At 33.4% G+C, this 25679-nt stretch carries 16 protein-coding genes, 6 tRNA genes and 1 pseudogene; 18 read left to right on the plus strand and 5 right to left on the minus strand.

Going from position 1 to position 25679, the window contains the following annotated elements; genetic code table 11:
• Positions 1–40 precede the first annotated feature (40 nt).
• The 4 genes from B0A68_RS19140 (at position 41) to B0A68_RS19155 (ending at position 3870) form a co-directional block, all read left to right on the plus strand.
• Positions 41–101, plus strand: a tRNA-Thr gene (locus B0A68_RS19140).
• A 105-nt stretch (positions 102–206) separates the two neighbouring features.
• A complete protein-coding gene (locus B0A68_RS19145) occupies positions 207–956 on the plus strand; it encodes a nucleotidyltransferase domain-containing protein (RefSeq protein WP_035682811.1) in 750 nt (249 codons plus the stop codon).
• Between the two features lie 8 nt (positions 957–964).
• On the plus strand, positions 965–2059 hold the full coding sequence (locus B0A68_RS19150; RefSeq protein WP_035682813.1) for a hypothetical protein: 1095 nt from the start codon (positions 965–967) through the stop codon (positions 2057–2059).
• Between the two features lie 2 nt (positions 2060–2061).
• Positions 2062–3870: a hypothetical protein gene (locus B0A68_RS19155; protein WP_035682815.1), complete on the plus strand. Its 1809-nt coding sequence runs from the start codon at positions 2062–2064 to the stop codon at positions 3868–3870.
• Between the two features lie 70 nt (positions 3871–3940).
• On the opposite strand, the pseudogene B0A68_RS19160 reads toward B0A68_RS19155, so the two are convergent.
• Positions 3941–4338: pseudogene (locus B0A68_RS19160) on the minus strand (helix-turn-helix domain-containing protein).
• Positions 4339–4562: 224 nt separating this feature from the next.
• Between B0A68_RS19160 and B0A68_RS19165 the strand changes: the two are divergent.
• The 5 genes from B0A68_RS19165 (at position 4563) to B0A68_RS19185 (ending at position 13779) form a co-directional block, all read left to right on the plus strand.
• Positions 4563–5132 carry a peptidylprolyl isomerase gene (locus B0A68_RS19165; RefSeq protein WP_035682817.1) on the plus strand — a complete coding sequence of 190 codons (570 nt, stop codon included), beginning with the start codon at positions 4563–4565 and terminating at the stop codon, positions 5130–5132.
• A 23-nt stretch (positions 5133–5155) separates the two neighbouring features.
• Positions 5156–6214, plus strand: coding sequence for a nucleotidyltransferase domain-containing protein (locus tag B0A68_RS19170; RefSeq protein WP_035682819.1), 1059 nt, complete (start codon positions 5156–5158; stop codon positions 6212–6214).
• Between the two features lie 168 nt (positions 6215–6382).
• Positions 6383–6817 carry a hypothetical protein gene (locus tag B0A68_RS19175; RefSeq protein WP_051892482.1) on the plus strand — a complete coding sequence of 145 codons (435 nt, stop codon included), beginning with the start codon at positions 6383–6385 and terminating at the stop codon, positions 6815–6817.
• Positions 6818–7150: 333 nt separating this feature from the next.
• Positions 7151–12223 (plus strand): DUF4132 domain-containing protein, encoded by a 5073-nt coding sequence (locus B0A68_RS19180; RefSeq protein ID WP_035682822.1) that lies wholly within the window; start codon positions 7151–7153, stop codon positions 12221–12223.
• Between the two features lie 107 nt (positions 12224–12330).
• On the plus strand, positions 12331–13779 hold the full coding sequence (locus B0A68_RS19185) for a hypothetical protein (RefSeq protein WP_035682824.1): 1449 nt from the start codon (positions 12331–12333) through the stop codon (positions 13777–13779).
• 77 nt (positions 13780–13856) lie between these two features.
• Here B0A68_RS19185 and B0A68_RS19190 read toward each other — a convergent pair whose 3' ends face one another.
• Genes B0A68_RS19190 through B0A68_RS19205 form a run of 4 tightly spaced genes read right to left on the minus strand, consistent with a single transcriptional unit; the run spans position 13857 to position 20385 of the window.
• The gene (locus B0A68_RS19190) at positions 13857–15503 is read right to left on the minus strand and encodes an SWIM zinc finger-containing protein (protein WP_035682826.1); all 1647 of its coding nucleotides are present in this window, start codon (positions 15501–15503) and stop codon (positions 13857–13859) included.
• 3 nt (positions 15504–15506) lie between these two features.
• A complete protein-coding gene (locus B0A68_RS19195) occupies positions 15507–18854 on the minus strand; it encodes a WGR domain-containing protein (protein WP_035682828.1) in 3348 nt (1115 codons plus the stop codon).
• 18 nt (positions 18855–18872) lie between these two features.
• Entirely contained in the window at positions 18873–19646 is a 774-nt protein-coding gene (locus tag B0A68_RS19200; protein WP_084679007.1) for a reverse transcriptase family protein, read from the minus strand.
• Positions 19624–20385 (minus strand): RNA-dependent RNA polymerase family protein, encoded by a 762-nt coding sequence (locus tag B0A68_RS19205; protein ID WP_051892485.1) that lies wholly within the window; start codon positions 20383–20385, stop codon positions 19624–19626. The genes B0A68_RS19200 and B0A68_RS19205 overlap by 23 nt, the downstream gene beginning before the upstream one ends.
• Before the next feature lie 1173 nt (positions 20386–21558).
• Here B0A68_RS19205 and B0A68_RS19210 point away from each other — a divergent pair.
• From B0A68_RS19210 to B0A68_RS19240, 9 genes are all read left to right on the plus strand, one after another.
• Positions 21559–21631: transfer RNA gene (locus B0A68_RS19210), tRNA-Asn, on the plus strand.
• Positions 21632–21652: 21 nt separating this feature from the next.
• Positions 21653–21725 (plus strand) — tRNA-Asp (locus tag B0A68_RS24520).
• Between the two features lie 105 nt (positions 21726–21830).
• Positions 21831–21902: transfer RNA gene (locus B0A68_RS19215), tRNA-Pro, on the plus strand.
• Between the two features lie 4 nt (positions 21903–21906).
• A tRNA-Leu gene (locus B0A68_RS24525) sits at positions 21907–21978 on the plus strand.
• Positions 21979–22048: 70 nt separating this feature from the next.
• Positions 22049–22122, plus strand: a tRNA-Leu gene (locus B0A68_RS19220).
• A gap of 288 nt (positions 22123–22410) precedes the next feature.
• Complete coding sequence (locus B0A68_RS19225) at positions 22411–22956, plus strand: 3'-5' exonuclease (protein ID WP_035682829.1); 546 nt, start codon at positions 22411–22413, stop codon at positions 22954–22956.
• Between the two features lie 219 nt (positions 22957–23175).
• Positions 23176–23802 carry a hypothetical protein gene (locus B0A68_RS19230; RefSeq protein ID WP_035682831.1) on the plus strand — a complete coding sequence of 209 codons (627 nt, stop codon included), beginning with the start codon at positions 23176–23178 and terminating at the stop codon, positions 23800–23802.
• Between the two features lie 43 nt (positions 23803–23845).
• Entirely contained in the window at positions 23846–24976 is a 1131-nt protein-coding gene (locus B0A68_RS19235) for an AAA family ATPase (protein WP_035682833.1), read from the plus strand.
• 1 nt (position 24977) lies between these two features.
• The gene (locus tag B0A68_RS19240; protein ID WP_035682835.1) at positions 24978–25676 is read left to right on the plus strand and encodes a hypothetical protein; all 699 of its coding nucleotides are present in this window, start codon (positions 24978–24980) and stop codon (positions 25674–25676) included.
• Positions 25677–25679 lie beyond the last annotated feature (3 nt).

Here is a 25679-nt window from a genome sequence, read left to right on the forward strand (position 1 = left end):
TCGGGATAGTGCCTTCGCGGCAAAAAACAAAATAGGTGATAGTTCAACTGGAAGAATACTTGCTAGTCGCAAGAGACTGCGGGTTCGAGTCCCGCACACCATACAAAACTTAATTTCTAGTTGCCCTTGCAGCAAAAACAACAGCTTAAATCAGGTATTTTTACTGGGTTTAAAGGCTTTTCGTTTATCTATATTTGAAACCAGCCATGAAAGAAAAAATACTCCAAAAATTAAAAGAAATAGAACAACTAAAAAATGTAGAAATACTTTTTGCAGCAGAATCGGGAAGCCGCGCCTGGGGATTTGCTTCTCCCGACAGTGATTATGACATTCGATTTATCTACAAACACAAACCCGAGTATTATTTGTCGCTTTGGGAACAAACAGACGTAATCGAATTCATGACCGAAGACGATCTTGACGGTTCCGGCTGGGATTTACGGAAATCCATAAAATTATTAGCAAAATCCAACGCACCTTTGATCGAGTGGTTGTTTTCGCCAATCGTGTATTTCCAGAATGATGCTTTTGCAAAACAAATGCAGGAGTTAGCCGTAGAATGTTTTTCGCCCGTAGCGGTTTTGCACCATTATTTAGGAACGACAAAGAATTTTATGGAAGTATGCGAAATGGAAGAAGTAAAACTAAAAAGTTATTTCTACGCCTTACGCACCGCTTTAGCCGGAAAATGGATTATAGAAAACAATTCTTTTCCGCCCGTTGCTTTTGCCGATTTGTTGCCAATGGCACCACAAAACATACAAGACAAAATAATAGAATTGCAAAATATAAAAGCCAGCCAAGACGAAAAATACCTGCACCCAAAAGAAGTTTTAATAACTGATTTTTTATTGGAAACAGTACAATTTAATCAGGAAAATGCGAGTAAGTTGGGAAGCGGAAAGAAGTTGAATGAGGAGTTGGATTTGTTTTTTAGGGGAGAAATTATGAAATAAAAAGATATATGAAAGATTCCATAATATATGAAGTAAAAAGAAAATTAAAGGAGGAAAATAAAGAGTTATATAATTCACATAACAGTTGCAAATTTCGATTATTAAATTTGCGTCAAATTATTTTAAGGTTTTCATTTTGGGCAATTTTCTCGATCTTAATAAGTGCATTAATATTTGTAATTATTTATTCGAATAAAAAATTTAATCTAATAATTGATTTTATAATAATTGATTTCAAAGAGCTTTTGAAATTATTAACATCAAGTGCAATAACTTTAGTTTCAATGAATTTATTTGTAACTAATTTATTGTTGACTCATCTTAAAGAAGAAAGAGATGATTTGGAAAAGTTTATTAATAAAAAATTACCATTTAGGTTTATTACATATTTTGGTTTCTCGATTATTATTTTTCTTTTACTTTTAAATTTATTTTATAATCATCTAGAATCTTCTAAAAATAATATATTGATTTTTTTGGCTTATTCTTTTTTTATCTTTATTGGTTTGTTAATTTATTTATATGACAAGGTATTTAAATTTATAACTAAAGGTCAAAGGAAATTACTTATTTCAACTGAATTGAAAAATGAGTTTGATTTAAACTTATATACAGAAAAGTTTAAAAATATATTTTTAGAAAGTTATATTCGATTTTTTGAAAATCTCAATTTTACACAAACATCAAAAAATCTATCTTCATTTAATAGTAATTTGATTGACAATGTTCATATTACTTTCATGACTAATGAAAATCATTATTTCCGCGATTTAAAGTACAAAAGTTTAAGTTCATTAATAGAAAAAGTAGATCTCGAAAGTCATTTCTATTCTGTACAAAATCTTGATGCTAAAATAGTAAATGATAGTGAAGTTTTATTGCTATCATATAAAACTAATGACAAAAAAATAAGCAAAGAATCTTTGAAATCTAAATTTATATTTAGCAAAAAAGAGTTTTTGGGAGTCAGGCAGAGAGATGAAGTCTTGACAATAGTATTGGAAAAACTTGAAAAAAATATAAAAAGTGGAAAAGCAGAAGATGTAGGCTCTGATCTGGAAAATTTTAAGAGTATTTTGGAACAGTTTTATAGAAAATATTAATTATGATGTTAAAAAAATATTTGTTAGAATCAAAACGAAATAGTATAAGTTACATAGATAAAATTTTAGATGGGCTTAAGAATAACTTAATCGAATCAAGTAATAAAAATGATGAAAAAAATTTTTCTCAAATTTTATTATTTTTTAGAGATCAAGCATTCGATTCGTTGATTAATAATAGCTTGGTTTATACTCAAATTATAAATGTTCCTGCTGAGATATATGCGTACCTTTCACGAGAATATAAAAGAAAAGTAATAGAGTTATTTACAATTAGATTTGCAGAAAATATATCTTTCATTAGTTTTTATGAATCGTATGATTCTAAATATTTAGAAATAACATATTGGGGGTTACTGCAATTGATTAAGAAAATATTTGATGAGAATGACTATGAAAGTTTTAATTTAATATTTGAAAAAATGAGAGAGTCTGGCTCTCTTGATTTTGGAAAAAGAAGTGACCTAGAATATTATCACCATGCTTTTTTCTTTAGTGTTACTTCATGGGGTTTTTATTTACATCAAAACAATATGATAAATTTTTTGAATTATGATTTTACATATTTAGAAGAACCAATTGAAAGTGATTTATATGATAATAGAGAAAAAATTGTTAATAACTTTTATAGATTTGAAAGAGAAGCCGAGAAAGGTATACTCGAAGTAAATAATTGGGAATTCATAAAACCTCAATTTGGAGCCTATTTTGCCTTGACGAGCCATACATGGTTAAATTTTGGTTTTTTGATTATACTTTTAAAATATGATATTTTAAACTATGGAATTAAAATAGAAAATATAGATTTAAACGATAGGTTCAAATTTATTATTGATGATGTTAAAACTAATCTTAATTTAGTTAAAACAAATTTCGGAAAATGGTCACCAATTATCGCATTTAATTTATATGATAAGACTTTTGAGGAAATTTTTGATTTTAAAGAAGAAAAAATAAATAATTTATATACTGAATTAAATAAAAGGCAGGAAATATTAAAGTATACCGCCATATCTCAAATACCACTTTCTACATCAAAAATTGAGGAATTTAAACAAAGGGTTGGAAATTTATGGGATAAAAATTCTTTTATTCCAACAATTTTAAAGTTTTATGAAACAGTAAATTACAAGCCTAATAAAAAAACTAAAGATGGTTTTGGCTTTTTTCAAAATATTCTAAAAATGCGGTTTGCTTTTATTGATGGAGAATATTACCAGTCTGTCTATGGTTTAACAGATTTTGGGGCAAAAGTAGCAAATTCAGTTAACGAATATTTTTTTAATGAATTGCTAAAAATAAAAGAAACTAAAAAAGCCCTAAACTTAAAAAATCAAATAGATACTTTTCTATCTGGGATAAAAGATCATTCAAAAATTGTAATTTTTTCAAATTGGAAAGGAAATGAAATCCTGAATTATGATGGTATTGTCATAGATTATAATAATAAAAAAAATATTCCATTTTCAAATTCCAGTTATAAAAACATTCCAATAATTAGCAATCCTGCTTATCGTAATTTAGTTTTTATAATTAATCTTAATGATATAAAATACAATATATACCAAGATAACAATTGGTATAAAAGTGAACTTCTTATAGACGTAACTGAACCAAAATTTGATAATATTGAGAATGAAAGCGAAAATGAGGAAAATTGGAAAAGAAGAGATGGAGTAACATATTCAAAAGAGGAGATTCTTACTTTAGAAAAAAATGCTATTCATATAAAAATTCTTTTCAAATTTGATTTAAAAATATTGAAAAAAAAATCATTTGAAATATACACACTGAAAGAATCAACATTTTAATAAAAAAAAATGCGCAAACCCTTATAAAAAGATTTGCGCATTTCCATTTTATATCAAAAAAGAAAAAATATTATTTCCCTCCCAACAACTTCTCTAAATATTCAACCTTATCTTTTTCAGCCTGAATTAAACGTTCGTAAAGCTCCACAACTTTATCAAGAGGATTGAAAGTACAATTGAAATTAGTGTTACTATCTCCATTTCCTTGAGGACCGTTATTAGCACTATTATCATAAAAGTTATTAAAGAAATTGAAAACAGATTCTTCTGTAAAATTTCAAGTGCTTCAACCGTTACGCCAAGTGCTTTTGCAATTAAAGCAAGTTTCGCCGGATCAACTTCCTCGCTTCCTTCAATTCCCGAAATAGCTTGCTGGTTCGAACCAATAGCCTGCGCAAGTGCTTCTTGTTTCATGCCGCGAAGCTCTCTTATTCGGCTGATATGTTTAGGTTTTGTTGCTGTGCTCATAATTCAAAGGTATTTAAAATTTTTAATAAAAACAGCAATCCGTAAAACACACTCTTTTTGTGATAAAATACTTTTTTTACTGCTTTTTTTCTGTTGTACATATATCCTTTTTCTTACTTTAATAAAAACGTTATTTTTGCTGTTTCTTGAGAAAACGTCGGTTTATCAAAACTTTTATATTCTATATTTACATCATTTAAATAATCTAAAATAACCATTTTATTATGTTTAAATACTTACTCTTAGCGGTCAGCTTTTTTTATTTTACTGTTGTTTCTTCTCAAAACCTACAGCAAATTAATTCGATCGAAGAAGCTGAGAATTTTATTAAATTGAATCCGAAGGCTGCAATTACAACTTTAGAAATTAGTACTGATAGTCTGGATTATTATAAAAATAGATTTCTAGAAAATGATTTGATAAATGAAGATAAAATTGTAAAAACCGAATCTATTGTTTCGATGAGAGTGAGTTATATTTATTTAGATGGCAGTAAGTTGACTATTAATGATATTAATAAACAAAGAGAACAAATTATTAAATTATACAAAAAAGGGAAATCATTTGGAGATTTAGCTTCTATTTATACTATGGATAGTAATAGTAACAAAGGAGATTTGGGATGGTTTAATGAAGGAGTTATGCATAAAACATTTGAAGATGCAGTTAAAGGTCATAAAAAGAATGATCTGTTTGAAGTTGATATTCCTGAAAATAAGTGGTATTATGTTGTTTTGAAAACATATAACGATTTACCAAAATCTATTCTTTATATTTTAAGTGTGAATAAGTAATAATTGCGTTATATAAATAGTCTATGACCATCCAAAACCTAAAATCCCAAAACCTAATCCTTTTCGAAGTCATCTCAGGAAGTAAATCTTTTGGGTTAAATACACCAGCATCAGATACCGATATTAAGGGCGTTTATTATCTGCCAAAAGAAAAGTTCTTTGGGTTAGATTATATTCCGCAGATCAGTAATGAAACCAATGATGAGGTATATTACGAAATTGGGCGTTTTGTAGAATTATTGATCAAAAACAATCCTAATATTTTGGAGATTTTGGCTTCGCCCGATGATTGTATTTTGTACAAACATCCGTTGATGGAAAATCTTAAACTAAAAGATTTTCTCTCGAAACTCTGCAAAGATTCTTTTGCCGGATATGCCGTAACGCAAATCAAAAAGGCGAGGGGTTTAAACAAGAAAATTGTAAATCCAATGCCCAAAGAAAAGAAAGGCCTTTTGGATTTTTGTTCTGTTTTAAAAGGGTATGAAACGGTTTCTGTAACTAATTTTTTAGCCGAAAATAAGCTGAAACAAGAACAAATAGGTTTGGTAAATCTGCCAAATTCCAGAGGAATGTTTGCGATGTTTTGCGACGAAAATAAAACTTTAGGTTACAAAGGCATTATTCAGAAAGAAAACTCCAACGAAGTTTCGGTTTCGTCGATTCCAAAAAACGAAAAGCTGATCGGTTATTTATCCTGCAACCAGGACGGCTATTCTAAATATTGCAAAGAATACACCGAATATTTCAGCTGGATCGACAAACGCAACGAAGAGCGCTACAACACCAACCAACAGCACGGCAAAAATTACGACAGCAAAAACATGATGCACACGATTCGTCTTTTGCAAACCGCAGAACAGATTTTGTCAACCGGAACATTAAATATCAGAGTTTCCAATCGCGACGAATTGTTAGACATAAAAGCCGGAAACAAAGAATACGATGATTTACTGGAAATGGCAGATGATTTAATCGCGTCAATCGAAAATCATTATAAAACATCAACTCTTCCCGAAAAACCGGATGAAGAAAAAGCGATTCAGACTTTAATTAAAATAAGAGAAGAATTGTATCAATAAAAACCCAAACCCCTCCAATGCCAATTTGAGGGGTATTTTTTTGAAATCAAAAACTACTTTTATGCTCGCCTTGTCCAGAATAATTTTTTAACATTAAAATAAGTTATCTCAGTATAATCCTATTTTTTTATTTATTATTTTACAAGTTCAAATAAAAGCCGTTAAAAAATGAATATAAGCATCTCCGTCAAGCAGTTAGGAAAAAAACATCCTATTCTTCAGGAAAAAAGCATCACTTTAGATACTTCGGACTCCATTGTAACGGTTCGTACTTTTTTAGAATTAATTGTAAAACATCAGATTGAGCTGTTTCTTGCCTCTTCATTTGAGTGGGAAGACGAAGACACGATTCATCTGCCAAAAGAAAATTACCTTCCTATTCTAACCGATACCGGAAAAGTAGGTTTCGGAGCCCTTTACAATCACAACAAAATAGATCTTGTTACAGCGCAGGAAAACGCGATACTGGCTTTTGAAGATGGTTTGTATGCCGTTTTTTATGGCGAAGACCAACTCGAAACCTTAACAGAGGAAATCGATTTTTCTCAAAACAAATCCATCACATTCATCAGGCTGACCTTTTTGGCGGGAAGCTATTGGTAATTTACAATTTACAATTGATAATTGATAATGAATAATAATTTATAATTGATAAGGAGTGGTTTATAATTGATAAAAAACTGTTGAGTGTAATTCAAAAGAAAGTATTTTAACCCATAGAAACATAGGTTTTAGAGGTGTAAAAAGAATTAAAAAAGAAACTAGTTTCTTAACACATAGCTGTGTTGGTTGATAGCAGTGAAACGTCTTTATAAGTTTACAAAATCTATGATGCTATGTGTTAAAAATAGTAAACCCAAACAGGTGATAAAAGAATAATTATCAACTATCAATTATTAATTGTCAATTAAAATAAAAATCTTAAATATAAAAATTATGACGATAGAAGATCTTCTGAAAAGTAAGGTAATTGAAAATCCAATAAAGAGATTTAAAAAAGAACTCGAAGAAATTGCAAACAGCAATTTGGTTTCGAAATTACTATCAACTACAAAACTAAAAAAAGAAGTGGCAGAGTTTGGTCTGGAACTCTTGAAACTTCAGGACAATTATTACAGTACTTATATTTCGCTGGGTTCAAAAGAAGCAGATAAATTTGAAAATCTAATTAAGGACGATCTTTGGGAAGATAAAAATTATTACGAGCTGCTGGTTTTCTTTTTTGGAGAACAAGAAGCCGTTTACGTAAAAGAAGCGTGGAGCAGACTGCCTCAAAAAATGTATCAAAGTGGTTATACAAGACGATCTTTTAGAGCGCCAAACCATAAAAAATATTTGGTGGTCAATCAGGTTAATTTTCTGCGTTCGCTGCTCAACGGGCCTAATATTTACAGTTATCAAGACGGTGGCAGTGTTTATTACGACTTGAATATAGAAGATCAGATTCGTTTTGATACCGAGGTTTCTAATTCAAGCAATCAATTTATGGTTTGGTCGGCTGCCCTAGATTTGAACAGAGAAAATCTTTTTCAGTTATTCGAAGATATTATTTTTAATAAAGATCCGAGAGGAAAAGTTTCCAGAAATATTATTAAAGCGCTTTTAAACAGCGAAAAAAAGGAAAGCTGGGAATTGGTAGAAAAGTTATTGCTTGCAGCCCAGCGTCAGGAAGGTCTGCGTCAGACGGTTTTAGAAGCGTTGGACGAGACGAGTATTGGCGCGCTCCAATATATGATTAAGGTTATTATAGACCATAAATTGACCCGTTTTTCATCGGTAGTCAGAGCAATAGATACTTGGACAGGTTTAGGCTGGGAATCTGAAAAAGAAACAACTGTTCGAAACATTATCAATCTGGCGTATGGTTATTTTGCTAACCCAGAAACTATTCCGGTGGGCATTCAAAGCAAAAACAACAACGAAGTTTATATGGCGCTTTGGGTTCAGGGTGTTCTGGATGTAGAAAAAACAGTTCCGTATCTGCAGGAATTATTAGAAAAAAGTTCGGTCGAAAAGAAATCTCTAGCTTTAAAATTTGCCGGAGAAACCAACGATCCTTATATCGAAATGCCGCTTTATTTTAAAGCTGCCGACGATGAAAACCTGCAGGTTTTGGCCTTTGCAGTTCCGAGAATGAACGCTTTGCTGGAAGCGAATGTAAAATCGAAATTCTATATTGAAAATGCAGCGTATCCTAACTTTTTTGACAAAGTATATCATCTGGCACAAACGGTGACTGTAAAGGAAAAAACTTTTGAAGGAAAGGTCTTTTCTTGGCTCAATATTAAGTTTGAAAGAGATACGCTTTATGCTGCAGCGATTAATCTGGTGGGCGATAACAACGAAAGATTAGAAGCCGTTTTAAGTCATTTTGAAGGTTTTTCGATCAACTTAAGAGAGAAACTTACGAGACAAATTCTGGGAGATTACTACAGTTATTCTTTTTACAGTTTTAAAAGCAACAGCGGAAAAGAGAAAAAAGCACCAACCGATTTTCAAAGAAATTTTGCCTTAAGAATCTTAAAAGACAGAGGAGAATCTCTTGTGGCTTCGGCAATTTCTACTTTATATAATTTGAGTTTATCAGAAGACGAATTGACAATTTTTCAGGAATTATTCAAACGTAAAAATTCAAATTTAAAGAAAAACCTAACGGCCATTTTATTAAAACAAGAAGATCAAAAGATCACTTCGTTTATAGAACAGACTGTAGAAAAAGGCGATTTAGAACAGCGTATGTCTGTTTTGGATTTGATGCTCCAGCTTCAGAAAAACAATAAACTGACTGATAAAGTGAATGATTGGGTTGCGGCTTATTCGGCAAGACCAAAAATCACCGAGAAAGAATCTAAATTTATAGAACAGTTAGAGCCGTCAAAAAAGAAAAATGTGCTAAGTGCCGAAAACGGATATGGTTTTTATACGCCCAATGAAGTTTCGCCTTATGCTCTGCCAGAAGTACAGGAAGATTCTTTGTATGCAAAAGCGGTTAAAAACGCACCATATGGTTTCTCAAAACCGATGTCTGAGATAGAAACCGAAATTTCTAAATTGTATAAATTATACGAAGCAAACAGAGATTACGAGTACGAAATCGAAAATTACGACAACAGCAGAACGACTGTTTTACTGGGAAATACGTTTAGACATTTAAAAAACCTAAAAGACGAAAAAGATGCTGCAATCGCAGCAGCAAATTATCCGCTGTACGAAGTATGGTCAGGCTGGTTTGAAGATTCTGGATTAACCGAAAGAGATCTTTTTCTGGTGACACTTGTGAGCAGCTGCGACCGAAAAATATGGCGTGATTTTCTAGAAAAACATGTTTTTTACTATAAAGAATTATTACCGCACCAAAACAAAAGAGGGTACGATTGGGACAATGCCATTTTGCAGATTTTAAATGCTTTACAGGAAAAATATGTGTTTAAAGAAAAAGCAGCTTTCTTAATTGATGCCTGCAGTGCTTTGTATGCCAATCTTCCAGAATCGGTTTTAGAGTTTGAGCACAAACCTTCTAAAGATGAATATTATTATAATGCAGACAGCGGAAACGGATGGCAAAATCAAGGTTTTTTTGATATTTATCTGAACAAAATCGTTTTGGATGATTTGACAGAAGAGCAAAACAAAAAAGTTTGGAACCTGCACAGATGGCGTCAATTGAATGGTTTACCACGAAATATTGTTTACAATAAACCGCCGATTCATTTGTACGGTATTGCTTTTGAGCAAAATCTAATTACCGAAAGCGAATTGTACGAAGGAATTTTAGAACCGGAACGAATTTCGGTTTTAACCAGCGAATCCAAACATTACAGACATTACGGAAGCGAAGAACTCATTAAGAGATTTCCGTTTTTAGTAGATATGATTGCCAAAATTCGTGAAGCATTTTTGGATGTTGAGGTAAAAAGAGGCGACTCCAATACTTCTGTTACTCATTTAGTACAAAGTTTCCAGAAAATTTTCGGTATCAATCGCCTCGTCGAAATAATTACGGCATTGGGCAAATCGAGTTTGTTCAAAGGTTATATTTATTCGTGGAGTTACACCGAATTAACCAAACAAAAACTATTCAGTTATTTGCTGAAAAGATGTTACCCGCTGGATTCTGACACGCAGGAGGTTTTTAATGAAGCGGTTAAAAAAGCCAAAATTTCAGAAGAAAGATTAATTCAGACCGCTGTTTACGCACCGCAATGGCAAAAGTTTATCAGTAATTATTTGAACTGGAAAGGTTTGGACGAAGGAATCTGGTGGTTTCATGCCCATACCAAAACGGCTGGTTACAGTGCTGTAAATTCGGAACTAGAAAGTGAAATGGCAAAGTTTTCGTCTATAGATTTACAAGATTTTAAAGACGGAGCGGTAGACAAAGACTGGTTTGTATCGGCTTACAAACAATTGGGAAAAGCCAAATGGGAACTTTTGTATGAAGCGGCAAAATATGTAACCGACGGAAACGGACACCGACGTGCGAGATTGTATGCAGACACGATTACAGGCGATTTGAAAATCAGGGAAGTTACGGCCAAAGTAAAAGACAAACGCGACCAGGATTACCTTCGTGTTTACGGATTGGTACCGTTGAGCAAAACTAGTCCTGAAAAAGATATTTTGTCGCGTTACGAATACTTACAGCAATTTAAAAAAGAAAGCCGTGAATTTGGCTCTATGAAACAAGCGAGCGAAGCTTTGGCGATTCGTGTTGCGCTCGAAAATCTGGCGAGAAATGCGGGTTATCCGGATCCCGTTCGTTTGACCTGGGCAATGGAAACTAAACAAATTCAGAATATTTTATCAAAAGAGACCGAAGTTGTTTTAGATGATATTACTGTAAATCTGGTGATTAATAAAGAAGGAAAAGCAGATTTAGTTACTTATAAAGGAGATAAGGAATTAAAATCGATTCCGCCAAAATACAAAAAAGACAAAGGCATTCTGGAATTGACCAATTACAGAAAAACGATGCGGGAGCAATGGACACGTTCGAGAAAAGGATTGGAAGAAAGTATGATTCGCGGGGACGAGTTTTTATTCGCAGAAATGCAAAACCTTTTTGAGCATCCGATTATTTCCAAACATCTGGAGAAATTAGTTTTTATCTCAAACGATGATAAAATTGGTTTTTATGTGGATGGAAATCTGGTCACTGCTTTAGGAGAAATGATTGCCTTGAATGAAAAACAAACGTTTAGAATTGCACATTGTTTTGATCTGCATCAACATAACGTTTGGACAGATTTTCAAAAATATTGTTTTGATAACAAAGTGCAGCAGCCGTTTAAACAGATTTTTAGAGAATTATATATTCCAACGCCTGACGAATTAAAAGAAAAATCAATTTCAAGACGTTATGCCGGACATCAGGTTCAGCCAAACCAAACTTTGGCTTTATTGAAAACCAGAGGCTGGAAAGTAGATTATGAGGAAGGTTTGCAGAAAGTTTTTCATAAAGAAGGGTATCAGGTAAAAATGTATGCGATGGCAGATTGGTTTTCGCCTGCAGATGTAGAAAGTCCAACTTTAGAAACTATAGAATTTCATTCTTTAAAAGATTATAAAAACATCGCTTTTGAAGAGGTAAATCCGAGGATTTTCTCAGAAGTAATGCGTGATATTGATTTAGTGGTAAGTGTTGCACACGTTGGAGGAGTAGATCCGGAAGCGAGTCATTCTTCTATCGAAATGAGAGCAGTTTTACTGAGAGAAACACTGCGTCTGTTTAAAGTTAAGAATGTAGAGATCAAGGAAAATCATGCAGTCATTACAGGTAAAATGGCATCTTACAGTGTACATCTAGGCAGCGCGGTGGTGCATCAGCTTCCGGGTAAATATTTGTCGGTGCTTCCAATTCATTCGCAGCACAGAGGACGTTTATTCCTTCCTTTTGCAGACGATGATCCAAAATCGGCCGAGGTAATGTCTAAAGTTTTATTGTTTGCAAAAGATGATGAAATACAAGACCCTACAATTTTAAGTCAGATCGATAAAACCTATGCTTAAATAATTTAAAAACGGGGGCAGAAGCAAAATTTTAAAAAGCAGCTATTGGGTGTATTTTTATATAAGCTGTTACTGCCCCCGCTTTCCTCTATAAAAAAAACGATTTTATGTATAATCCTTTAGCCGATTTTAAAAATACTTTTTACAGTGTTATTCTTTTTCTGGTATTTCCAATATGCTTTTTGCAGGCGCAGACTGTTTTTGAAAAACTGCCCAATATAGAAACGCTGTCTCCCAAGGCTCTTAAAAAAATACAGAAACAAAAAAAGAACGGACTTGTCATTACGGATACGCCTGCTGCTATTTTTATTAATAATTATAGAGGTAAAAACGACAAACTGTTCCATAAATTTAAAAAACTGGAGCAGGAAATTTATAAGTTCTCGGGTTTTGATGGTGCTGTTGTCGCTTCGTTTCCTATGATGACTACGTCGAGCAGTGGTGTAAGTTTTAAAAGCGGAGATGCCGAATTTGTATTAGACAGTGTTTATATGCCAGAATGCGGTGTTATTCTTAACGATGGCAAAGAGGCTCCTGTTATCATTAGAGGGTTGAAAGATTCGTATGTGCCTGAATTTAAAGCTTATTTTGGAGTTGCAAATACAGAAGCTTTTCAGAAGCTGGTAAATAAGTTTGAGAAAAAAGCAGACAGAAAAAGTAACAGACAATTTAAAAAGGATTTCAAAAATAAAATAAATGATATTAACGAAAATGAAGGAGAACATATTCCTTTTCCAGTAGAAGCTGCAGGTGAGACTAATGATGTTATTTTTAAAACCTTGTTTGTAGAAGAAAATATTATTCCGGATTATAAAACTTTGAAGAATACTAAAAAGGTCTATATCGAATATACAGCAGGCAGTTGGAAAGGTAGAAATTATACTTTTGAATATGATGAACAGCAGCGCATTGTGGCTTACAAAAGGAGATTGTATGACAATACGGATATTGACACTTACAAAGTAAAATATTTTGCAGATGGATTGATAAAAAAGATAGAATACATTAGTGAACGTATCGATATTAATTCAAAATCGTACGAAACGATATTGATTAAAACACCCGATCCGCTCACGCTTCGTATGCTGCAGGTACCTAGTAAAGGCGAAGGCGCAGCTGTAAGTATTGAATTAGACGATCTATATTCGTATGATTTTTATTATGATACGTTACATCAGCTTAAAGAAATGAAATACCTGTATGGAAAGATGGTTTTAAAAGATACCAAATATGATTATCAAAATAAAAACCTTGTAAAAAAAGTATGGACGGCTTTTGACAGCAATAAAGAACTGTTGATGGTTAGAACCGAGAATTTTAGCTACAATAAAGAAAATGAAATGATTGGCCGGGATTATAGTCATGAGCAAAAAGGCATCGAAAGCTATTCGGGAAGTTATATTGTATCTCCCAAAGGAGAAAAAGAACCGGGAAGGAGCATGACTCTTACCTATTATTATGATAAACAAGGAAGAAAAGTACTTATAAAAGAAACGAATGAAAACTTTCCGTACGAGATTAAATTTACCTATGAGGATTTTGATACTGCTGATTAAAATTATCTAATAAAAAACTGCCCCAAATAGTTGTTTAACTTTTTGGGGCAGTTTTTATATTAAAAAGACTTTTTAAATTATACTGCTGCTTTAGCATGCAATGCCATTCTGGTGGCCAGAATATGTTCGCAAGGACCTTTTTTCAACTGATTGGATTTATAAAACGAACATTCGCAATAGCCTTCAATCAGACGGTTGTCTTTGTCTAAAACTGCCATTGTATCATAAGTATAGTTTTTGTCGGTTACTTTACCTTTAATCTGCAATTTATCTCCATTTACATTCGAAGTAATTTTTACGCGATTTTCGGTTATGTATTGGTTGGCCACTTCCTCTTGCGGACTTGCAAAACGCAAAGCTTTCATATTCAGAGGTTCCTGAGTTAATTCTCGCACGCGGTATACACCTAAATTCAAATCGTAAATTACTCTTCCGGCTTGCGTGTAAGCGGTTAACGATGCCGAAACTACAGAAGGATCAAGATTTAGTTTTTTGGCCAAATTATCAGAGCTTTCGAACCAGTTTTCTTTTAAAGCATTAAAAACTTTTTCCTGCGTAAACAAATCGACATTGGTTCTTGGCGCCATCAAATCAAAATTTCCGGCCGTACTCCAATCATTTTTAGTCCATCCTGATAAACCTAAAGTATACGACATGTCGCCCAAATCGGCTATAAAAAACGATGGAAGTCCAGATCCTAGTAAAACCACTTTAAAGTTGCGTGCAATAGGAATTAATCTTTCCAGAATGAGTAAGCGACGTCTTCCCCAAATACGAATGGTTTTGGCTTCATTTCCCTGAAAAATCGAGCGATGAAACGTTATTTCGTCATAAGAAGGTTCAAAAACGGCTTTAATAGGTTTGTCTGGTTCAAGAACAAAACGTAAAGCTCTCGGTCCTTTCTTTTCTTTAAAACGGCGTAAATACTGGCACAAACTAAAAATATCCATAGGATGCAGATCCAGAACCGTTGCCGGCAAAGTCATTGCAGAACTTACCTGCAAAAATCCTCTAACCCAAGAATCCGGCAGATCGATTTTTACTTCTTTATAAACTTGTTCGTTTGTAGTTTTAGCTTCAAAACCAGACGGATCTATTTTAAATTCGGTATCCTTATAATTTCTTATTTTCTGGAATTCATTATACAATCCTTCCGAATAATCAATATTGGTTGTCCCGCATTTAAAATCGCTGATTTCTGTAAATATATTGTAGTTGCAGCTCAATTTTCCGTAAGACGATTCGTCTTTACTGAAACATTCAAAAAAGACTTCGTCCGGATGAACCGTAATTACAGGATCGAGAACAAACCAGGCATCTTTATCATTTTTGTAGAGATAATCAAAATAAGCAGATTTGGCTTTGTTAAAAGGTCCCATAACGGTTCTTTTTTCCTTTTGAACAGCGCTTAATTCTTCTTTCAATTCCTGAATGCGTGCGCGGACATTTTCAATCTGAAAATCGGCCATATAGTCGCTCAGCCATAATTTCTCCTGTTCTGCAGCCCATAATTTGTATTCTTCTTTATCCTTCGGAAAAAAACGTAAATCAGAAATCACTACATCGTGCAGTGCAGAAATAGCTTCTCTAAACGCTATTTTTTGATTTAGTTTTCCAACAAAAAAAGTAGGTTCCCTCAAAGTATCCGGCGAAAAACTCATGCCCGTACTCGTTGAGGTGTTATTTACAATCGTGCTGCCACTGTATTTATAATCAAATAACATAACTTAGTTTTTAAGGATTAAATGGGTATGCAATTGCGGGTACAGCGTTTTTAAATCAGTCAAAATTGCGATACAAGTTGCCTTATCCTGTATGGATGCAGTAGCGGAAACTGAATCGATAATTTCGGTAACAAAAATTGCCGCTTCTTCACTTTTCTTTCCTTCCTCATGCAGAAACTGAAAAATACGCTGTTTTGCAATTCTTGATTTATGCACGCGCGTTAATACAGAACGGAAATAAAAATCCAGTTCTTTTATCTTCGGCAGATTATCTACAGCATAAGTGTTGAGGTAATTGGTCACAAAAAGCTGAATGTTTACGCTCGGGTGCTGACTCAATTTTGTTAAATACGTAACGCCGTCATCCGGATTAAAATATCGGGTAATGATTTCTTTTCCAAACTGTTCAACAGCCGGCAGTACAGAATCGACAATACTGATCAGACATTCTAAATCCCAATCGGTTTCATCAAATTCGGTTTTAAAGAAATGAAAAGCAAATGCTCTTGTATCATCCCAGGTAGTGTCTAATATTGCCAAAGCATTATTTCTTTCTGCACGAATGCGCTCTTTTCTGTCCATAAAATAATTCCAGCACCATTGTCTGATGGCTAAAATTTCATGGTTTCCTAATGAGATAATCTGGCGGATCGTAAAATCATCTTTACGCGTATATTGTTTTAATATTTCATAACCCGTCAACTGACTTTCTCTGTAATGGGCATGAATTAATTTGATTACATCACGCGGTTCCAAAGCTGTATTCCAAAGCTGCGTTGTTTCTTCAAGAATGAATTTTTTGAAGACGAGATGCGCTCCTTCAAATTTTTCTTTTCGAATCATGGCATAAACCGTATTTCGAAGCGCAGCAGAAAGTATTGCAGCATTTGATCTGCCCAATTGTTTAATGCGTCCTACAACAGCCTCCAGAACATCTGGATATGCAGCATTTAATAAATCCAATAAAGACTCACTAAGAGTCAACAAATAATCTTCCTGATAGTTGTTTAAGAGCTGAATACCATTTTTTCTAATTTCAAAACTTTCACCTTCTAAGAAAAGCGCAATTAATGAAAACGGAATTTCTTTTGAAGCTGTTTTTTCTGATTTTAAAATTAAAATACTGCTTGCTAAAAGATTATTTGTTTTTAATTCAGAAGAGATTAAGCGCGCGACAATATCCCAGCTTAATTGTTCTAGTTGCGATGCTGCTATTTTTTTCAGCCTTTCTATAGCAAGCGTCGCGGCAGTATTGTTTGCCGGAGATTCTTCAAACGTAAGCAGGTCTACAATTACTTTTCCGGTAATTACTTTGGCTTTATCTTCTGTAAAGGCAAAGTTTTCTAATGTGCTTGAGATCCAGTTTTTTAAATCTGGAATTTCATTAAAAATTAATTTTATAACACATTCAATATCATTCAGGAACAATGCCGGATTTGCAGCAATGTGGTTTTTTGCCCAATTTCTCGCTGATTCGGTTTTAGAGTTCAGTACATCGCCAATAAAACTAACATTAGTAGAAAGCGTAGCATTTTTTAGAACTATGGTTTCAAATCCTAAATTATTTGGTATTGCAAAATCACTGTTTAATAATTTTAAAATACTGGCTTCATCAAAACGATTTATCAAAGTATCAAAGTCGTTTCTGGCTTTTAGATTATGATAAGCAAACTGATGAATGATATTCATTTGCGCTTCCATCAAAAGCTGAATGTAAGCTTCTGGAAAAGCGTCCCAATGTTCCGGAAACAATTCTAAACGATTTGTGACCTTCTCGATAGCGACTTTTTCTTCTTCTTTTGCTTCGGGAACAATTAGGCTCTGAGGCTTTTTCTCTTCTTTTTTACCAAAAAAAGTAGAAAACACTTTTTTAGCAGCATCCAGTACAGAACCTGTATTCTGATTTTCAGTATTGGTATTATTTTGCGCCGCTGGTATTTTGTCACTTACTTTGGTTACCTCATTTTCTGAATAGTAATAATGGCTGCTCGAGAAAATTTCCTGACTTAAAATGAATTTCATTTTTGAAGTTAAAATTCGTTTTTTGTCATTCCCGAATAAAATGGTAGACAGCAGCAGTAAGTTAGAACACTCCGGATAATCTACAACCGTATAATAATATTTTCTATCGTTATAATTGTATTGTCCGTAAGTATTTATTGGTGATTTCTCCGCTTTGGTATAATTATCTTCCGTGTATTTTGATAAAATAGAAACCGCAAACCTCAGGTATTTTTTTGAGTCTGTGGCAGCGTCCAGTTCTTTTAAAAAACGAAGACTATTTTTTTGAAAATAGAGTTTCGTAAAATTAGAGAATGCAATTTTACTGTCTTTTGCGCGAAGCTCTTTTCCAATATTTACCCTTTCGTTTAAAACCGCAATAAATTGCGAGTTATAATATTCATCTTCCAATGAAACGGTTCTGGTAAACATTGGGTTTTCATCTTCAAATCTATAAGCAAGAACTGCAATTGCATCAGAATCAACTCTGATGTGAGCTAGTTTGTAAATCGCTCTGATGTGCTTAAAATAAGGAGGTCTGAACGGAACGGCTTCTAGTAAAAAAACAACAATTTCATGCAGTTTCGCATCAAACTTCGAAGCTAAATATAAAGCCGTCAAATAATTGATCGAATTATTCGCTAATTCTTCCTGAAGAAAAACAACTAACGCATCATAATCTTTTTTGTCAATATAATATTTTGCTTCCTGAGGCAGTGTCTCAAGAATTACGGCAATATGTTTTTGTCGTTCTTCCTCTTTTAAGATTCCTAATAATCCCTCGTGAGCCAGATTTTTTATGTATTCTTTTTGTTTAGCCTGAAAAGCATTCGATTTAAAAACATCAGTTGCAGCGGTAGATTTTAGTTTTATTAACGCCCAAATTGCAGAATAAGTTTGTAAGTCATCTCCTTTTGAGGCTAATTTTATGATATAAGGAACGGCTTCCTGAATGTCTAATAAGCCTGCTTTCCATATTACACGACTGGTTTTCCATTGCGTATTAAAAGTCTGTCTGCCTGTAACGGCATCTTCTAAACGCTGCAGAATGACACCATTTATAGAATTAGGTTCTACACTTTCTAAAGACGGAAGATCAATTAGTGTTTCTATTTCTGAAGCATAACCTTTTACTTTTTTTTCATTTTCAAGTTTATCAAAAATGATTTGTGCTTTTTCTGCCGAAACGTATTCTGGTGTTTTGGTTCCGTCTTTTAAAACGGCACCTCTTCGTCCATATCTAAAGTTTACCACATAGTTATTGGCGTCAATAGAACACAAGTCTATTTCGTATACTTTATCTGAATTCCCTTCTTTATAGAAAAGTTTTATCTGTTTAATTAATTTCATAATTGAAAAGGCTATTAATTAAAAAATATTCCACCAGTTTTCTGGCTTTTGATCCGTTGTTGCTTCTTTTATCTCCTCAATAACAGGAATAGCGACTGGAGTCACTTTTTCAGGAATAATTATTTTTTCTATAGTAGGTAAACCGTGTTTGTTGATAATGTTTTTTAAATTTTGTTTGAATGCAGTTCCTTTTTCAGGATTCACCATATATACATAATTGATGTAACCTTCTACAGCATTGATTAAATGAATGGCTTTTCCCCATTTTTGATCCTTCCATCCGTTTTTTTCAATATTATGAAGTACGGCGCGAAATTTTCTCAGCTGCATTCTGTCAACATTAAGTTTCTTATTGACAACAACTCCGGTTACTTTTTGCTGCATCCCTTTTCGCATCACATGAACTTTGTCGGGATGAATTACAAAACCTTCAGATTCAATTATTTTTTTTGTAAAATATAAGAGTCGCGAAACATTTTTACTGTTTTCTTCATTAGTAGAAAAACTCATGTCATCTGCATAACGCGTGTAGCTGAAATTTAATTTTTTAGCAAGCCCGTTGATTTTCTTATCCAATTTATAAACAATCATATTGCTTATTGCGGGACTGGCAGGAGAACCTTGCGGTAATTTGCGTTCGCCGGATTGCACATAATAGGTAACGCCGTCTAATGTAGTTTCGTTAATCTCAGAGTAGGTGCACAGCAAACTTAAAATGGTGGCAACTTCTTGAGAATAGCCTATTTTATGAAATAAACCTTTTACTCTTTTATGAGTTACAGTAGGAAAAATCTTTTAAATCGATATTAACCACAATGTCTTTATTAACGTGTGGTTGGGCGTTGGTCACAATAGAGCGTTCTTTTATAAATCCATGCGCCTCAACGGTATAAGGTATTTTGTGCAGTATGTTTTCTAAAACCCAGTTTTGAAGCTCTTTTAGTTTTGATTTTGGAGCTGCTATTTTACGTTTGCCGCCAGATTTTTTTTCGACTTCAAAAGTATGATAGTGGTTAATTTTAGAAACTTTTCTGTTGTAAGCGAGATATTGTAAGGCTTTCAGATCTATTTTCATGCTTTTGGCCAATGCAAGCGCATCTTCAAAAACAGGTAAATTGTATTGTGCTAAAATAGTAGAATTGGTTTCTTTAACATGAAGACCTCCTGAGACTTCTTCACCCAAATAAAGAATTTGATGTTGCTGCAGTAATGTCCAGTTTTCAGCCTTTTCCAGACGTTTTTTTTCCTGGTTTAATTTGGTCTCGACCCTTTTTTCTTTGGCAAGTTTCATTCTTGCTTTACGCATTTCCAGAACCATTGCTTCGCGATTGCTAAACTTTCTGTCTTTTGCCAAAAGCTCGTTTAATTCTTTTTCAATCGTAGTTTCCCGATTGATCAGAATTTCAGAAAGTGTAGGTTCGGCTCCAGACTGCCAAAATCCTAAACGCTGCATTTCTTCTAATATGTAGCTATCTTTTGAGGTAGCTTTTATTCTATCATAAATTTGTTGTTTACTAAGCTGTTCAGACATATTACAATCGCTATTTTACATTAAAAAGCCCTATTGCAACAATAGGGCTTAAAGTTTAAAACCTTCGTATTTTCTAAGGACTATGTCTATCAACTCCCGAGAAAGGGTACTATACGTANNTACGTATAGTACCCTTTCTCATCCATAAGATAGAAGTAGTGCTGAATGTTAAATAATCTTACACCGATGACGAAACATCATCATTTTCTTTATACAAGAAAAGCAAGGTATTTCTTAAACTCAAAACAAACATAATAAAAAAGTTTTAATTGAATGTTACTAAAAATTAAAATAGACGTTCCTTTTTCTTGATATTTTTATATTGATATTTTTAACGATTGGATTACAGTATTTTAGCTTTTTAAAATAATCTGGTTTTTGATAAATTTTTTGTTTGGATGTATTTTCTTGTTTTAAAACTTTTTATCATCAAAAGAAATAAATTACATTTGCTGCCACAATGAAAACAAAATACATAGATATGAACCCGTCTTTAACACAAAAAAATGATCGTCTGGTAGGAGAATATCCTGCTGAGGATTGTGGACGAAGTATGTATTTTATAGAATTGAAGTGTAAATTGTAGTTTCAAATTCAAAATAAATAGAGAAAAGCGTCCTGATATCGGGACGCTTTTTTGTTTTATAACATTCATTTCTGGTTAATCTGAAAAGAAAAAAGAGTTTAAAATGATAAAAATAATATCTAATTAAAATAAACTAAAAAAAATAAAAATCAAATGTTTAATGCATAAACCCAATATTGAAATATAATCTTGAAAAGTAATCTGATGAGAGACAGTCATTTGATGCAAATAAGGATCTGCGAACTGAGGCGGACAGGGATTTCTATGTCTTTAATTACGATGTAAGTAATTGATTGTCAGTGAAATAAATCAAAAATAAATTTGGATAATTGATTTTTTAGACTTTATCTTTGCCGAAGAAAAATCGCAATAAAAAATTGCAAAAAAATAAAAATGATTTTAGAATATAATACAACATATAAAATGACTTTTAATTATAACAACATATATACACAACCGCTAAACCCGAGATCAGATCGTGAATGGCTTAATATACTGGTGCATAGATACAAGCAATAGGATAGAAATATCATATTTGTTATGAAGCACCTTTAATCGGGTGCTTTTTTTGTGTCCAAAAATAAAATGATTTTGCAGCTCAATTGGTAGAGCGCTTGATTGTTAATCAATAGGTTGGAGGTTCGATCCCTTCCGGAATCGCTTTGTTCTCTAGAAGGAACTGGCTCATTGGGGTTACTGGCTAACCTTCCCGACTGTCTCTCGGGAGAAACGGGTTCGACTCCCGTATGAGCCGCTTATTTTTTAAGGTGCTGCCGTACTAAGACACTAAGATTCTAAGTTTTTTAAAAGCCTTAGCGTCTTAGAACCTTAACATCTTAGAACCTTAAAAAAACAACAACTGGGAAGATAACGGTGGTTGTTTACCCGCCTTGGACGCGGGAGGTCGCAGGTTCGAATCCTGCTTCCCAGACTATACAGGAATGATGCAATTGGTGACGTGGCCAAATTAAAATTGGTTTATGAGAGTTCGAGTCTCTCTTTCTGTACAAATGAAAGAATTGGTTTTTTAAACTCAATTCCTGATTGATTTAATATTTAAAATTCAAACAAATAAAAGCTGGAATGGCGAAATTGGAAGACGCAGCAGATCTAGAATCTGTTTTTTGGGAGTTCGAGTCTCCCTTCTTGCACAAAGTGAGCTTTTTAAAAAAATATTTGCTGCGCAGAATAACTGCGCAATACGATTTGAATATTTGCTCAACAAGAATAATTGAAAATTGAAAATTGAAAGGAAAACGAAATACTCTGGAAACTGAAAGAGATGAAATACGCAGTAAAATTGCTGATAAATTGGGGTAATCACGATTTAGCTGAGTATGAATGTTAGAAGGTCAGTTGAAAGAGATTTCGTTAAATGAAGAAATTCGCCAGGAAAACAAGCTGGCGGTTTAGTAACTAATTATTAAAAAAAGAAAAAAATGAAAACTACAGATAAAATTATAATTATCGATTTAGAAGCCACTTGCTGGCAAGGCGAAGTCCCGAAAGGACAGCAAAATGAAATTATTGAGATCGGATTGGCAGTCTTAGACTCTCAGACAGGTGAAATCACCAAAAACAAAGGAATTCTCATAAAGCCGCAACGCTCAACAGTAAGTCTCTTTTGTACCGAACTCACTACCATAACTCAGGAATTACTGGATAAGAATGGTGTAAGTTTTGAGCAGGCTATAAATCAGTTAAAAGACGAATATCAGCCTGATTTGTACACTTGGGCAAGTTACGGTCAGTACGATTTAAACAAGCTCAAAAACCAATGTAAATCTTTTGGTATTCCGTATCCGATGGGAGAGGATCATATTAATGTGAAAACGTGGTTTGCCGAAAAATTTGGTCTGCAAAAACCAATAGGAATGAACGGTGCTTTGGATTTACTGCGAATTAAGCTCGAAGGAACGCATCACCGCGGCATCGATGATGCCAAAAATATTGCTAAAATTATGCATTGGTGCCTGCGTAATTAATGTGATGAATTTAATTTTAGAAACTCCAGCAAGAAAGGACTGTTTTTCTTGAGACAGTTCTTTTGAGTTGGCATTTTGAGTTGTTTATAGTATTTTGAAAATAATAAGAAAGAGTACATTTTTATTCAAAATAAATAGAAAAGAAAAACCTATTTTTGGAAAGAGAAATAGTATAAGAAATTGAAAATCATAACCAAAAGAATAACGTAAATAAAAAGCATGAACAATAAAAATATGCCTTTTTTAGAAACAATTTATCATCTCAGAACGATTGAGCAGGTTATTCTATATAATAAAATGGCAGCTATTTCTAAAGAAGAAGAAAAAGAAACTATTTTATTCTTAGAAACTGAATACGAAAAAGAAAGTTTGGATTATCCGCATAAAGCTCCAAAATTTAATGAAGACGCCGCGATCTGGGGAGCCAAAATGATCTATTTTGGCGCGCAGCTGGTATTGTTTAGAGAAAATGAAATTAGCGAACTGGATACTTTTCTACCCAATTATAAAGGAGAAATAGATGCTTCTGCTATTTTATCTGCCGATTTATGTCTGCGGTTTTTACCTCAGGTTATAATGGAAATGAAAAGATTGGACGCAGACGATCTGGCAATTCCGATTTTAGAAAAACATTTTGATGATTTTCATTATGCAGCAATAGGATTTGATTTCGTTTCTGAAACAATCAATTTAGATGTTGTTTTTTCAGATGATAGCCTTAAACAGTTATACTTAAATCGGGTTGTAGAAAGAAAAGCAAAAAAAATCGCAGCGATTGATACCGTAAAAAGTGAACTCATGGCTGGATTTGGAGATTATAAAAAGGTCTTCTGGAAAGAATTATAAATTAAAATTAGATAGTTATAAATAAAATTACTCATATCAAATAATGAAATCTACAGAAAAATTAAATGTCGTTTTACAGCATATTAAAGATGTTTTTGTTGGTAAAAACGAAATTATAGACCTTTTAGGAATTGGATTGCTGGCAAGAGAAAATGCCTTTTTATTAGGACCTCCGGGAACTGCAAAAAGTGCTTTGGTAAGAGCATTGTCAAACGGAATTGAAGGCGGAAAAAACTTCGAATATCTTTTGACACGTTTTACCGAACCGAATGAAATTTTTGGGCCGTTTGATATTCGTAAATTAAAAGAAGGGGAGCTGATTACCAATACAGAAGGTATGATGCCAGAAGCTTCGATGATTTTTCTTGATGAAATCTTTAATGCCAATTCTGCAATTCTGAATAGTTTGCTGATGGCTTTAAACGAAAAGATATTCCGAAGAGGAAGAGAAACCAAAAAACTTCCTGCATTAATGTTTATTGGCGCGAGCAACGTTCTGCCAGAAGATGAAGCACTAAATGCATTGCTGGACCGTTTTCTTATTCGCGTAAAATGCGATTATGTAGATCCGGATTTACTTCATGAAGTACTTCTGGCCGGTTGGAAAATAGAAAGCAGAGGAACTGATGAAACGCCGACAATTACAGCAGATGAAATTGTAGAACTTCAGTCGCTTTGCAGAACCGTAGATTTAACAGGAATACGTAAACAATATGTAGATATCGTGCATAACCTTAGAAATACTGGAATAAAAGTATCAGACAGGCGTGCGGTAAAACTTCAGAATTTGATTGCGGCAAGTGCTTTAATGTGCGGGCGTCAGGAAGCTGTAGTGTCTGATTTATGGGTTTTAAAATACATCTGGGATAACGAAGAACAAATAGAAATTCTGGAAGGAATTATAAATCATATTATCGAAAAAGACGATTCAGAATCACAGCATCCTCAGGCTTTGTATAATAAAACACCAAATCCTGAAGAAGTGATGAAGGAAATGCAGCATCTTACCGAAAGATGGCAGGACGAATCTCTTTCTTTTGAAGAGCAGAACGTGATTAAAGATAAATTAAGATATCTGCAGAGCCGATGCGATTGGATTAAAAATAACGATCAGAAGCAGTATATTCAGAAAGAAATAGAAGCTTTATGGCAAAAAATACTTCAAACCGTTTAAAATGTATTTTTTAGAAATTAATAAAAAACATATCGAATTTTTGGGCGCGATCAGAAACTGGGACAATGTAAAAGCAGCTTTTGATGAGCAGTCTGTCTGGGTAAAAGATTTTTTGTTTGAACAGCTGAGCGCAGTAGAAATTCAGCAGATTCCATTTCATGTTATTTATGAATTAAAAAACAATCTGCTTTTTAAAAAAGGAAGTTTACTGCCAACAAAAAAGCTTCCTTCGGGATTATTGTGGACACCAATTGTGCGTGCACTTCCGGTTGCACTGCCCAGTTTCAATCATAATTATTTTGGTATCGATCAGAAGCTTGAAATACACTTAAAAGCGTCGGAAGCCGTAAGAGAACCTTATGCTCTTCTTACGGACTACAGTGAGCTGGTGAATTATATAGAAAAAGCTCCGGATTTTCGTTTAAAACCGCTGAGCTGGGTAATTCTGGAAAAGAAAATTTTGATTTTCGGAAATCCGTTACTGCCTGTAAAAGGTGAAACGTATTGGCTTAAAGATGATTTTCTGCTTCCAACCGGTTATGATTTTGAATGGTCTGCATTGTCTAAAACCCTTCAGCAGGATTTGAATCCTTTGGGAGAAGACATCATTATCTGGAATAAAAACAACAACAGCATTGTAATTGCTAAAAACAAAATGAAACCGCTGTCTATTAGTTCGTTTCGCTTAACTTTTTCATAAAAA

Source organism: Flavobacterium reichenbachii, from assembly GCF_002217435.1.
GTDB classification, from domain to species: domain Bacteria; phylum Bacteroidota; class Bacteroidia; order Flavobacteriales; family Flavobacteriaceae; genus Flavobacterium; species Flavobacterium reichenbachii.

Coding starts and splice junctions, on each gene's coding strand:
- B0A68_RS19225 (WP_035682829.1), top strand. CDS start 22,411: ATGAAAACTACAGATAAAATTATAATTATCGATTTAGAAGCCACTTGC.
- B0A68_RS19175 (WP_051892482.1), top strand. CDS start 6,383: ATGAATATAAGCATCTCCGTCAAGCAGTTAGGAAAAAAACATCCTATT.
- B0A68_RS19185 (WP_035682824.1), top strand. CDS start 12,331: ATGTATAATCCTTTAGCCGATTTTAAAAATACTTTTTACAGTGTTATT.
- B0A68_RS19150 (WP_035682813.1), top strand. CDS start 965: ATGAAAGATTCCATAATATATGAAGTAAAAAGAAAATTAAAGGAGGAA.
- B0A68_RS19190 (WP_035682826.1), bottom strand. CDS start 15,503: ATGTTATTTGATTATAAATACAGTGGCAGCACGATTGTAAATAACACC.
- B0A68_RS19235 (WP_035682833.1), top strand. CDS start 23,846: ATGAAATCTACAGAAAAATTAAATGTCGTTTTACAGCATATTAAAGAT.
- B0A68_RS19230 (WP_035682831.1), top strand. CDS start 23,176: ATGAACAATAAAAATATGCCTTTTTTAGAAACAATTTATCATCTCAGA.
- B0A68_RS19180 (WP_035682822.1), top strand. CDS start 7,151: ATGACGATAGAAGATCTTCTGAAAAGTAAGGTAATTGAAAATCCAATA.
- B0A68_RS19240 (WP_035682835.1), top strand. CDS start 24,978: ATGTATTTTTTAGAAATTAATAAAAAACATATCGAATTTTTGGGCGCG.
- B0A68_RS19145 (WP_035682811.1), top strand. CDS start 207: ATGAAAGAAAAAATACTCCAAAAATTAAAAGAAATAGAACAACTAAAA.
- B0A68_RS19170 (WP_035682819.1), top strand. CDS start 5,156: ATGACCATCCAAAACCTAAAATCCCAAAACCTAATCCTTTTCGAAGTC.
- B0A68_RS19195 (WP_035682828.1), bottom strand. CDS start 18,854: ATGAAATTAATTAAACAGATAAAACTTTTCTATAAAGAAGGGAATTCA.
- B0A68_RS19205 (WP_051892485.1), bottom strand. CDS start 20,385: ATGTCTGAACAGCTTAGTAAACAACAAATTTATGATAGAATAAAAGCT.
- B0A68_RS19155 (WP_035682815.1), top strand. CDS start 2,062: ATGATGTTAAAAAAATATTTGTTAGAATCAAAACGAAATAGTATAAGT.
- B0A68_RS19165 (WP_035682817.1), top strand. CDS start 4,563: ATGTTTAAATACTTACTCTTAGCGGTCAGCTTTTTTTATTTTACTGTT.